Annotated in this window: 8 protein-coding genes; 2 read left to right on the top strand and 6 right to left on the bottom strand. The window is 31.0% G+C overall.

From position 1 onward, the window contains the following. Nucleotides 1-70: 70 nt before the first annotated feature. The 6 genes from ACKI44_RS02250 to ACKI44_RS02225 all read right to left on the bottom strand — a co-directional run bounded on the left by ACKI44_RS02250 (nucleotide 71) and on the right by ACKI44_RS02225 (nucleotide 9,531). Nucleotides 71-298, bottom strand: a complete 228-nt coding sequence (locus ACKI44_RS02250) for a KEOPS complex subunit Pcc1 (RefSeq protein WP_407421142.1) — start codon at nucleotides 296-298, stop codon at nucleotides 71-73. Between the two features lie 67 nt (nucleotides 299-365). Continuing rightward, nucleotides 366-4,898 carry an Ig-like domain repeat protein gene (locus tag ACKI44_RS02245; RefSeq protein ID WP_407421140.1) on the bottom strand — a complete coding sequence of 1,511 codons (4,533 nt, stop codon included), beginning with the start codon at nucleotides 4,896-4,898 and terminating at the stop codon, nucleotides 366-368. A gap of 89 nt (nucleotides 4,899-4,987) precedes the next feature. Further along, nucleotides 4,988-5,923, bottom strand: a complete 936-nt coding sequence (locus ACKI44_RS02240) for a glycosyltransferase family 2 protein (protein ID WP_407421138.1) — start codon at nucleotides 5,921-5,923, stop codon at nucleotides 4,988-4,990. A gap of 124 nt (nucleotides 5,924-6,047) precedes the next feature. Continuing rightward, the gene (locus tag ACKI44_RS02235) at nucleotides 6,048-7,442 is read right to left on the bottom strand and encodes a hypothetical protein (RefSeq protein WP_407421136.1); all 1,395 of its coding nucleotides are present in this window, start codon (nucleotides 7,440-7,442) and stop codon (nucleotides 6,048-6,050) included. A gap of 745 nt (nucleotides 7,443-8,187) precedes the next feature. Then, nucleotides 8,188-8,628: a hypothetical protein gene (locus tag ACKI44_RS02230; RefSeq protein WP_407421134.1), complete on the bottom strand. Its 441-nt coding sequence runs from the start codon at nucleotides 8,626-8,628 to the stop codon at nucleotides 8,188-8,190. A gap of 42 nt (nucleotides 8,629-8,670) precedes the next feature. After that, a complete protein-coding gene (locus ACKI44_RS02225; protein WP_407421132.1) occupies nucleotides 8,671-9,531 on the bottom strand; it encodes a hypothetical protein in 861 nt (286 codons plus the stop codon). 620 nt (nucleotides 9,532-10,151) lie between these two features. Between ACKI44_RS02225 and rplJ the strand changes: the two genes are divergently transcribed. After that, the gene (gene rplJ / locus ACKI44_RS02220) at nucleotides 10,152-10,634 is read left to right on the top strand and encodes a 50S ribosomal protein L16 (protein WP_407421130.1); all 483 of its coding nucleotides are present in this window, start codon (nucleotides 10,152-10,154) and stop codon (nucleotides 10,632-10,634) included. 459 nt (nucleotides 10,635-11,093) lie between these two features. Continuing rightward, on the top strand, nucleotides 11,094-12,293 hold the full coding sequence (locus tag ACKI44_RS02215) for an ATP-binding protein (protein ID WP_342765218.1): 1,200 nt from the start codon (nucleotides 11,094-11,096) through the stop codon (nucleotides 12,291-12,293). The last annotated feature ends 948 nt before the right edge of the window (nucleotides 12,294-13,241 follow it).

Below are 13,241 nucleotides of genomic sequence, written 5' to 3'. Positions count from 1 at the left end.
TTACTCCTCTATGAATTAATATGTAATAATATTTGTACTTTCAAGTTATATAATAGTTTGTCTTTTGCAATTATTTTTTGATTGAAATGATTTTTTCGCCTAAAATCTCACATGCAATCAAGTCATCTATTGTTGCCAAAGTGGTTGTAAGTGATTCGCTGTCGATTTCGTAAGTGATGGTGTTATTTTTAAGTTTTGAGTCGAGAAAGTTTTCATTGTCTACTTCTAAAGTTTCGTAGGTGATTTGAGCGTCTTTAGCTGTTTTGAATCTTAACTCGATTTTGCTTTTTACTTTCATTGGTGTAATCTTTATTTTATGTGGTTAATATAGCTTTTTAAAAAATAAAAGTAGATGTTTTAAACATCTACAAATTGATTGTTATTGTGTTTGCAATGTTTGAACCGTTATAACTTGAAGTTATGATGTATTTTCCGGCCATTAGGTTAATGTTTAGCCTTGCAGTACCTGTTTCGTCGGTTATACGGTTGTAGAATACACCGTTAACGTTGAAGGTTATGTTTTGGTTTGCGTAAGGTCTGCCCTGGCCGTCAACGAGTTTTGCTTCAAACTTGCTTCCGTCCCTGTATTTCATTGTAAGGTCTTTTGCTGAAAGTACAGGCAATACTTTAATGGTGTTTGCAACTACACAGTTTTTGTATATTGCGGTAATGACGTATGTTTTAGGTTCAAGGTTGATGTTGAGTTTTGCAACACCCTGATCATTGGTTTTTCTGTCGTAGAATACCCCGTTGATGTTGAATGTTACAGTTTCACCTGCTTTTACAGGGTTTCCGTTGTCATCCAATAGTGTTACCTCGTATTGTGTAGCGTTTCTGAAGTATTTGGTTATGTCACTGTTGTTGACAATTCTTGGTTTGATTGTAATGTTGTTTGCAGACTGTTCGCCTGTTATTGTGTTATATGCAGTAATGACGTATGTTTTTGCCTCAAGGTTGAGGTTAAGTCTTGCCTGACCGTTTTCTCTTGTTATTCTGTCATATAAAACACCGTTGATGTTGAAGAGCATGTGCTCTCCTGCAGGTAAGTATTTGCCTGTGGAATCCAGGAATGTTGCCACGTACTGTTCAGGTGACTTTTCGATTTTTACTACGTCAGATCCGAGTATTGTTGTCTTGATTTTGATGTTTGAGGTAGCGTTTACTGCTCTGTAGTCTTCATTTCCTTTAAAGATGATTTCGGCAGTGTAGTTATTTGCCGGCAGATTAATACCAATGCTGGTTGTTCCGTTTTCATTTGTGGTTTTATCGTAAGCCACACCGTTGATAATGATTGTGATTGCTATGTCTTTTAAAGGCTTATTGTCCTTATCGGTTACAGTTACAACAAATCTTTTTGTATCACCATAGTATTTTTCCAAATCAGGTGCGCTGATGATTATTTTAGTTGATTTGACACTGATAGTTCCTTCGGTTGAGTTGGCTTCATAATACTTGTCTCCTTCAACGCTTACAGTGTATTTGTATGTGTTTGCAGTTAAATTGGAAACTGTAAAGCTTGCCTTTCCGTCGGTCAGGTTTTGGGTGTATTTTTTGCCGTTGATGTTTAAGGTTGCTTCACTTGTCTTAATGCTTGCGCTAACATCAAATACTGCATCTTCACCCTCTTCAATGTCTTTTGTTTCAACGGTAATTATATTTGCCTTTTTGGTTACTTTGAATGTTACTTCAGCAGAACTTCCTTCGAAGTATTGATTTTCAGGTTCGAATGTTGCAGTTAATGTGTATGTTCCTTCATCCAAGCCATCAAAGTGGATATTGTAATCTCCTCCGGTGTAGTTTACGAGCTGGGATTCTCCATTGAATTTTGTGGTTAATGTTCCATTGGATGCGTTTACTTTAATCGTTGCAGTGAGGTTTTCACCAACATTGATGTCTTTTAAACCGGTTATTGTGGTTTCTGTAGGCATTTTGTTGATTGTAATGTTGTTTGCAGACTGTTCGCCTGTCATTGTATTGATGTTTGTTATGGTGTAGTTTCCAGGAGTTTTGTCAATTGTTAATGTAGCTATTCCGTTTTTATCTACAGGAACTCTGTAAGGGGCATTGTCAATTGAAAATGAAACGGTTGTTCCTTCACTTAATGCTTTACCGTCGATGTCAACGAATCTTGCAGTGTATGTTGCATCACCGTAGTTTGCAATTAAATCTTCTGATTCGATTGTTGATTTAACAAATGCGGTTGCAGTTGCATTTGATGGAGCAAAGATGTCGTCTCCAGCATAACTTACGAATGCATCATATGTTCCGATACCAAGGTTTGCCAAATCAAGTGTTATTTTACCTTCACGGTCGGTGCTTTGAGTGTATGTCTGGCCATAGAAAGTGACGTTGACTTCGGTTTGTGGCATTCCTTTTGAGGTTGTTTCATCAGTCAATGTGAAGATTAACTGTCCTTTTCCTCCAAGGTATGCAGTTACGTTTTCACCGCTTATGCTGGTTGGCATTTTTGTCACTTTAAATGTTGCGCTTGCAGAACTGGTTAAGTAGTTATCGCTTGGATTATATGTTGCATTAACGGTGTAAGTCTGGTCACCTAAGGCAGGTTTGAAGGTATAAACTGCTTTTCCTGTGGAGAGTGGAACTGTGGTCTTGTTTCCGTTAACGTCAAAGGTTACGCTTCCGCCGGTTGCATTTACAGTGGCGGTCATTTCAAGTTCCTGGCCGATAATGATGTCTTTAATGCCTGTTAAAACAACTTCGGTTGGGGCCTTGTTGATGTAAAGGTATACGGCTGCGCTTGATGCGTCATAATCGCTGTCACCTGCAAATTTGGCGCTTACAGGACATGTTCCCACACCTGTTCCTTTAACGTCAAGAATTGCCTGTCCGTTTGCATTTGTGGTTACATCAGTGTTTTTATTGTTAAATGAAATTGTAACGGTTTTTCCAGGTAAAGCCTGGGTGCTGGTTGTTAATGTGAAAATTAAATTTGCGGAATCTCCATAATATGCTGTGACTTCACTTCCGGTTAATTTTGTAACGGTATCATCCTTATATGTGTTTGGAGTAATTACAGCGTCAGCTGAGTTCCATCTGATACAGTTGTCACTTTCCTTGTTGTTGAGGAATGTGTTCTGGGTTACTTTTGCTTTAGCACCGTCACCAAAGATAATATTTGCACCGTTAGTGTTTTTATTTCCTTTGAATGTATTTGAGGTAATTGTAGCACCGTCACCATTCCATCTTATACCGCATGCGTTTTCTGCTGAGTTGGATGTGATGGTATTTCCTGTTACACTTCCGCTGGTGCCGTCATAGTATATTGCTCCTCCGCCTTTTGCAGCGGTGTTTTTATCGAATTTGTTGCTGTTTATTTTGTTTGAGTTTCCTCCAACATATAATGCTCCACCGTATCCCTGGGTAGCACTGTTTTCGTTGAAATTGTTTGAGATTATTTGGCCGTTATTTCCACTGTATATTAAGGCTCCGCCTGCAGCGGTGATTGCAACATTGTTTGTGAAGTTGCTGTTTTGTATTTTAGCATCATTTCCGTTCCAGTATACTGCTCCACCTCTTGTTTCGGCAATGTTATCTTCAAATACACAGTTGGTCATTGTTCCGGAATTTCCATTCCATCTCATTGCTCCTCCACCACCGCCTGTGATGTAATTGTCTTTGAAATAACATTTATCCATTGATATTCCATCAATTTCAATATATACTGCTCCACCACTCACTGCTTTATTTCTAAGGAACTGGTTATTGTTTATTTTTGAACCTTTACCTGAAGTGTATAATCCGGCTCCACTTTCATGAACAATGTTGTCTGTAAAAATATTGTTGGATATGATACTGTTTGCTCCGGCAGATCCGATTCCAGCACCGCATGTTTGAGCAGTATTGTTGATAAAGACGTTATTGGATAGTGTTGTTTGCGCACTTAAATCGTTACAGTATATTGCTCCACCACTCTGGGTGTTTGAAACGGAGTTTTCAAATCTGTTGTTGGTTATTGTACCTTTTGCAGTTGCCCAGAACACTGCTCCACCATTGTCTTTTGCAGTGTTTGCGGTAAAGTTACTTTTGTCCAGTGTACCTAATTCTCCTTTCCAGAAAATTGCTCCTCCGCTTCCTTCAACTTTATTTGCGATGAACTGACACTCGCTTATTTTTGTATTTGCCCCTGAAAGGTATATTGCGGCTCCACTGTCACTTGCGCTGTTGTCTGTAAAAATGTTTTTGGATATTACGGCGCCTGCTCCGGCTGATGCAATTGCAGCACCTGATGTTTTTGCCTTGTTGGAGATAAATTTGCTGTTGGAGATGGTGATTTTATCACATGCATCAGTAGTGTAGAGCGCTCCACCACTTTGGGATTTGGAGCTGCACTTTTCAAATTTACAGTTGTCTATTGTTCCTTCTGCACCTGTCCAGATTATTGCTCCACCGCTTTTATCTGCAGTGTCTGAAGTGAAGTTACAGTTGATTATCGTACCGGATTCTCCTTTCCAGAAAATTGCTCCAGCACCACTGTCCTGATATCCGTTAACGAAGTTAACGTTCTTTATGGTAATATTGTTTGCTCCTTCATTAATATAAATAATTCTTGCAACGTTTTTACCGTCAAGGGTATGTCCGTTTCCATCAATAGTTATGTCTTTTGTCGTACCGTATATTGCTATACCGATGGTTCTGTCAGTGCCTTCAGTATATGCATAATCGTCTTCCAATGTCAGAGTGCTTCCTGCACTTGTTCTTCCAATTTGGGTTTGAAGATCAGTGAACGTCTTTGCAGACGATGCGCTTAAAACGTCATCATTGATTGTTCCAATATCATTGGTTTGTGTGATGTTTTGGTCTAAATCATCACTTGCAGAAACAGCAGATATTGAAATCAATAATAGGATAAGCATTGATATAAATATCTTTTTTTTCATTTTTTCACCATTCATATTATTATTCATAATATGGCTAATAATATGTTTTTTTTATATATTAAGTATTATTATTTGGCATTGGTGGAAAATTAAGAATTTTTATTATCAATGTTGGATTCTTTAATAATGTATAATGGTCGGTTTTTTATTTCAATATATGTTTTTTCCAGGTATTTTCCTAAAATTCCTATTGAAAATAGTTGAATTCCGCCTAAAAGTAGAATAATACATATGGTTGAGGCCCAACCTGCAACAGGGTCTGAATATAATAAATTTTTCAATACAATAAATATAATTAGGATAAAAGCGATAAAGGAGATTATAATACCAAAAAATGTTGAAATGGATAATGGAACTGTGGTAAATGCTATGATTCCTTCAATTGAATATGAAATTAATCCAAAAAAGGACCAGCTTGTTTCTCCGGATATTCTTTCGATGTTTTCATACTCAATCCATTTCGTTTCATAACCTGTCCACTGAAATAGTCCTTTTGAAAAACGGTTATATTCTTCTAATTCCAGAAGGGAATCAACTACCTGTCTTGTCATTAATCTATAATCTCGTGCGCCGTCAACCAAATCTATTTTGGATATTTTATTAAATATTTTATAAAATAAACGAGCAAATAATGACCTGATTTTAGGTTCGCCTGCTCTAGTAACTCTTCTGGTTGCAACAATATCATAATCTTCAGTTTCTATAGATTCAATCATTTGTGGAAGCAGTTCGGGAGGATCTTGTAAATCCACATCCATAACACAAACCAAATCTCCTTTTGAATTTTTTAAACCAGCATATAAAGCAGATTCCTTTCCAAAATTCCTGGAAAATGAAATATATTTGACATTTGAATTGGATTTGGTTATTTTTTTGATATTAACTAATGTATTGTCCTTTGAACCATCATTAACATAAATGATTTCAAAATTAATTTCAGTTAATGTTTTTTCAATTTCTTTAAAAAAAATTTCAACAGAACTTTCCTCATTAAAACAAGGCACAACAATAGTTAATAAATCCATGATAAAATATTGTATAATTTAATATAAAAAGTTATCAATTTAAGTAAAAAAATATCTATTAATGAATTAAATTTAACCTAAAAATAAAAAAATATAGGTTATAAACCTATATTTTGAGAATTTATCATTTGACTTTTAGGATAGCATGGGATCCTGTTTTTGCAACTGTTGTTGTTTTAATATTCTTATTATAGTCCGGTTTTTTAGTTAGAATGTATATATCTTTATCTTTATTGTTCTTTATTAATTTAGGAACATCCTCTTTCGATATTTCTTTAAAATCGAAGGTGTCGTGCAGTTCACTCAAATTATATCCATAAAGTTCATATGATTTATTGACTACATACATGTTTGTGCAATTAGCATATTCCAGATAAAACATTTTATTAACTGCATCATTAATTACTATGGTGTTATTGTCTTCACTTAAATGATTAAAAAATTCGTTTCTACTCATATTTTTGTCAATCCAATAATCCTGGGATGAAATCGTAGTTCCTATTCCTGCAACCAGCAATATTAGAATTAATGCAAATGAAATCATAAATCTTCGTTTATCGTTGAGTTTAGAAACCATGAATGCAATAGTAAACCATAATACGGCAACTGAAGGTAATAGGTATCTATTCAGCAATAATGGTTTTAATATGATTGAGGCTATTGTTCCTATTAGTATTGTTCCAACAAATACGCCTATTCCACAGAATATATAAAATTTATCTGTTTTATTTATATCGTCTGATAGTATCAGTGAATTGATTGCAAGAGCAATAAATACTGCTATTGAAAATATGCTGATATAAATATCATTTCCCGGAGCAATAAAATATCCAAAAAAGCCGATAAATGTTTTTAATGTTATTGCGGGAATCCAAAAACCCTTACTGACTCCTGTTACTTGAGTTATTAAAGATAATATCCATGGGGAATATAATATTATTCCACATATGCTTGAGATAAACCAGAATTTAAGTTTTTCCTTATCATTAATGAATATGTAAACAAATAATGATATATAGATACATACTATTGGAATTGCAGCAAAATAGTGTGTATATGCCGCTAAAACTGAAAATATTGTAAGTAAAATCCAGGCTTTAGTGTCATTTGTATCAATAATATCTTTCAGATAGATAAATGCCAACATCACAAACAATATTCCCCAACTGTACATTCTTATTATTGAATAATATGCGAGAAATTCGCTTGTTACAGCTATTGAAAAAGCAAATAATCCTGCAGTCAAGTATCCATGTTCTCTTTTTATTTTTGTAACGGATAAAATAAGCATTATCGCATAGGGTACAATTGACATGATTTTATATATGAAAATTTTATCAAATTCTAACCCTAAAAATGTTAAAATGTCCGAAACTACTTTTAAAAGCAAATAATGGAATGGGGGATGAACATCGTGAGATACAACATAAATTAAATCCGTAATTGGAAAATTAAGGACACTAATTGTAAAGTATTCATCAAGATGGATAAGCATTTGATTGTATGGGGATATTAACATGTATCCCAACATTATAAAGCTTAATGCTAAAAAAATTATGCCAATAATATCCTTATAGTCTTCAGTATTAAATTTAGTCATATACTTAATTATGATGTATATACAATATAAATATTCCTTATGCATTTTTTAATTAATTTTTAATATCTTTTATCATTAAATTTAATCAATGAAAAGTCTTTATTCTACATATTATTTTTATTTTCTTTGAAATTGAGTATATTAGGTTAATAAATCTGCAAATTAAGATTAAACTTACATTATCTAAATTCAATTAAAAAATCTTCTGATCTTGTCATGTTAAAATTTTTTAGATAAAATTTCACAAGTTCAAATCATTGTTCTGCTAATTCAGTGGTTGTGATGTTTATATTTAAATGTCTGATTTAAAAAATTCATCATATTCTAATGTATTATGGGGGTCTGATTTTACTTTTAACTTTGATATTGAATTTTCCTTAAATATCATTAGTTTTTCCTAGTTTCGATATAACAATGTAGATGTTGTAATTAATTAATGTTTAAGTATTATCAATGTCTTTTTTTTGATTTATCGCTATTTTATACCTATGCTGTTTTTAATTGTATTATTCTAACTCTTGATTTAGTATTAAATAAAAAATCTATCTACAAGTTCGAGAAGTCAAAAATTATTAATCTTTTCAAAATTGTATTTTTGCATGAAAAATACAATGCCGTCAATTTTAGAATTCATAATTTTTTATATTTTGATTTTTTTATATTTTTATGTTAATCTGTAGTTCATGTTGAATTTTCTTGAAGGTGTGGGTCTTCTGGGTGCTTTTCTATTTTTTCTAATTTTTTCGGGTGATTTTGAGCATTGTTTGATTATTTTTCTTGAATACTTGCGTATTATTTTGGCTGTTGGATTCAAAATCATTTTTGGAAGGTATCTTTTTAGTTTTCTTATTAGATTTGCCTGATCGACTTGATATTCTGCAGTTATTCCTTTTTTTCTTTTTCTACTATTGATTAAATTGTAGAAATAGTTTTTGTAGTGGCAGAATATGTTGTATCGTAGAAATTTGGAGTATATGTCTTGTTCGATCGTTATTCGTCGTTTTCCTGTGTAATTTTCGATGTAATGTCTGTTTTTTAATGTGTTGTAGTTGGTTTCGATTCCCCATATTTGATGGTAGATTTCGCAAATATCGTCTGTAGTCATTATGTTGTTGGGTAAATTTGTTAATAATGAATATATTTCAATTTATATTTCTCCTGTTTCTTCATTTTCTTTTTCCACTTCAACAGTTACGATTCTTAATGTTAGACATGTTTTTTTCGAATATTTTTCTTTAAAATCAGTATTACGGAATTTTTGTAGTCTTTCGGAGGTTATATTTAAATTTATTTCTTCGTCATTGGATTGGACTTGTTTTCTTTCTTTTTTGTAGTATCTGTCTTGTAATCTTGCTACAAAATAACTATTCATTTCTATTATGTGGACAAATAATTCCATTGCAGCGTATCCTCTGTCAAATATAAAAATTGACTGTGAAGGATTGATTATATCTTGAATATTATCCAAATTTTGGTGCATTAATGGCAATTCGCCTTGTTTGTGGTTTCCTATTATTCCATCTAATAAAAAACCATTCATAACATCCATTAACCCTGAAAATGTTGCGGTTGATGGTTTTCTCATCACCAAACTATCATTTTTTATTCCAAATTCTTCTCTAACCTCTTTAAAGTCAGGAATTTCAAAATTAGAACCATCTCCTGCTATTAAGAAAAATCCATTAAATGTTTTGAATAATGAATTATTGGTGTTATAATTAATATTTTTCAAATATTCTTTGCTAATTTCTTTAAAAACCAATGGATTAATAAATGTTCGCTGTTGTGAAAGATTTTGTCTTGTTAATTCAATATCAACATCATTAAATTTATCTTCTAAAAAATCATCCAAATCATCTTGATTTGAAGATCCTTTATTAAATAAAAAGAATTTTACTATGTCCTGGAATTCAAATTTACGAATGCGAGAAAATTTATTTTCAGTATTAACAAATTTTTTAGGATTAGTTAATACTGTATCGATGGCAGATTCATATAAATAAAACATGGCAATCACCATCGAAGTAATCACAAAAAATAAATAACTTTGAATTATTTATTTTGATTTTTAACAACTCTTCTGCAGATTTACAAATTTCTATTATTTCAGAAAAAATAGAAAAATTAATTAATGAATTACTCCAAAATAATAATGAGGACTTGTGTTTTTGGTTCATGTATATACATATGTCCTCAATTCATATATAAACTTTTTTTAAATCTTTAAATTCCGAATACTAACTTAACATAATAATAAAACATTAATAGAATTGATATATACAATATTATGTAAAAATAATAAATTTTAATAAAACATTGATTAAAACAACAAATCAAATCAATTAAACAACAATTGCCACAAACAAATATAAATTTAATAAAAGCTAAATATTAAATTAATCAATGAACAGTACTTAGTAATAAATCGATTTTAAAAATGATAAATCATCTGAGAATATTACATTAAAATAAGGCTAAATATCATTATAATAAAGAAATAAAACTCTATAATAAAATTCTAAAATTGACGGCATTGATGAAAAATAAGTAACATTTATTAATGACTAATGCAAAATAGTTATATATTCTATTTATTTATATTAATTTTTATTATTGGAGGAATTTATTATGGTTCGTGCTTATACAAGAAGAGATTATATTAGAAAAACCCCAAATTCAAGAATCGTACAATACGATATGGGTAATTTAAGAGAAGAATTTCCAGTGTCCGTAAGTTTAGCTGTTAAAAAACCAGCTCAAATTAGACACAACTCCTTAGAAGCAGCCCGTATTGCATCCAACAGATTAATGCAAAGGGCAGCTGGAAGATTAGGCTATCACTTAAAATTAAGAGTATACCCTCACCAAATCGTAAGGGAAAACCCGATGGCAACCGGTGCAGGTGCGGATAGGGTACAATCCGGTATGAGAAACGCTTTCGGTAAACCAATCAGTGTTGAAGCTATTGTTAAAAAAGATCAAAGAATCATCACTATCGATATTCAGCCTAAAAACTTTGAAGATGCAAAAATTGCACTCAAAAGAGCAGGTATGAAATTACCGGTACCTTGTAAAGTTGTTGTCGACAAAGGTGCAGAATTACTTAAATAATTTTATTTAATTAATTCTATTTTTTTACTATTTTTTGAGTGTTGGCAGAAATTATTTAGTTTTGATTTATTGTTTGCATGATATAGAATAAATTTTACTAAAAGTAGTAGATAATTTGAAGTGTGTTACGCCAACAGCAACATGAAGCTGGTCAAAAAGAATCAAAAGTTGCATAATCCTGATTCACCATTGCTTATTGGGGAAGTTAATGATGGTGATGTTGTAAAAGAGGTTATGGAACCTAGCTATATTGATATGTAACAAAGATTAATTTGATTTCTTTACTTTTAATATTTATATTTTTAATTTCATAGGTTTGATATTTATTTCTAATTTTCATATTGATTTTCATTTAACTGAAAACAATATTGATTTTATTATTTACTTTTCATTATACTGAAAACTTTATATGATAGTTATGATAAATTAATAATTATAAAAAGAAGTGTGATTTTAATGATTATTCAAAGAAAAGATTATATTGATAAAATCAATCCCTTTATAAATAAACATATCATTAAAGTTTTAATAGGAACAAGACGTTCTGGAAAGTCAACCATATTAAAACAAATTATTGATTCATTAATAAAACAAGGAATACCTGAAGATAATATTGTTTGGATCAACTTTGAATTAAGTGATTATTTTGAAATAGATAATATTAAAAAGCTTGAAGAGTTCATATCTCATAAAACTGAAAATATTGAAGGCAAAATTTATCTATTTTTTGATGAGATACAGGTTGTTCCCCAATGGGAAAAATTAATCAACTCTTACTTTGCAAAAGAAAATTATGACATATACCTTACTGGATCAAACTCAAAATTATTGTCTGGAGAATTTGCCACATATTTATCTGGCCGTTATGTCGAATTAAACATATATTCATTTTCTTTTAGGGAATATCTTGATTACTATGAAATTACTTCTGATTTTAAATCTCATTTTTATAGATATTTGGAAGATGGGGGTATGCCTTCAACATTTGACTATAGTGGCGATGATAAAAGATTAATTCTAATGGATTTATACAATTCTATTGTCCTTAAAGATATAATTCAAAGAAATAATGTTAAAAATGTCGACTTGTTGGAAAGGATTATGAGATTTGTAATGTATAACATTAGCCAGCCATTTTCCGCAAATAAAATTCATAAAAGACTAAAGCAGGATATGGTAAACTTATCTGTAAATACAATTTACAATTATCTGAAATTCTTTGAAAATGCATGCCTGATTTATCAGGTAAAGCGCGAAGATTTACAGGGTAAAAGAATATTAAAATATGATGAAAAATATTATCTATGTGATTTGGGTTTTAGACAGGCAATAATAGGAAACAATCAACGGGATATCACTCGTGTAATCGAAAATATTGTTTATTTGGAACTTTTAAGAAGAGGATATGAAATCACCATCGGCAAAGTTGATAGCCTGGAAGTGGATTTTGTATGCAAAAAACAAAACAAACTCATTTACATTCAAGTTTCTTATTTATTGGCAAGTGAAGAAACTGTTGAAAGAGAATTTAAACCATTAAAGAGTATTCAAGATAATTATCCAAAATACGTAATAACCATGGATGATGTGGATATGTCTCATGATGGAATAATTCATTTGAATTTAATTGATTTTTTAAGGGATAATGAAGTGATTTAACATCCTGGAAACCATACTCTTTTTAGGAAGTATGTCCTTTGTTAGGGAGTTTATCAACTCTGAGTTGATAAACTCATTTTGGTTTTTAAATAATTATTTTGAAGATAGATAATACTTGTTTTTATTAAAAGTAGTAGATAATTCACCTACTTTTCGAGCATTATTTGTTCGTATTCTATCAAACAAAAATCGAAAAAGTAGTAGATAATTTGAATTGTATTATGCCAACAGCAACATGAAGATGGTCAAAAGGAACCAAAAGTTGCATAATCTTGATTCTCCTTTGTTGATTGGTGATGTTAAAGATAATGATGTTGTAAAAAAGGTTAGAGAACATTGTTTCATTGAAACTCACGAAAAAGTTCTACCACTTATGCATATTTTTCAATCAACTTTATACAAATATTTTGAATTAATATTCATGAAAAGAAAAAGTAGCTATTAATTATATATAATTTAAAAAAGTAAAATATTATTAATTAACATAATTGAGGTATTATATGAAAGGGCATGCGATAGTTGTCATACTTATGGTCTCTCTACACTACTTTTTTTAGAACTTATAATAATTAAAGATTTTCATTCGTATAAAACGAAACTTATTCTCGAAACTTTGATTTGCTGATGTGTTTTTGACATTAACATTAATGATATAGAAGGTCAAATTTAATTCAACTTTGATATATATGCACAGGTTTCAGAATACCAGTTTCGAATAGCTAGCCCCGGCCGTTAATGTTATTTGATCCAGAACAATTAAATTCTGAATCAATCATTTCGTATAAAACTTATAAAAAAGTTCCTTTGACCTTTGCACTACTGAAAACACAAACCAATTATTACGTGCATAAATTTTAATGTTAAACAACATAAAATAATGTAAGGTGTTTTAATGAGAGAATATAATTTGGAAATTCTTACTTTTATTATGTTTGGAATGGTAACATT

Origin of the sequence: Methanobrevibacter sp., from assembly GCF_045646205.1 — an archaeon.
Taxonomy (GTDB): Archaea; Methanobacteriota; Methanobacteria; order Methanobacteriales; family Methanobacteriaceae; genus Methanocatella.
This window is presented reverse-complemented; position numbering and strand designations above follow the sequence as displayed.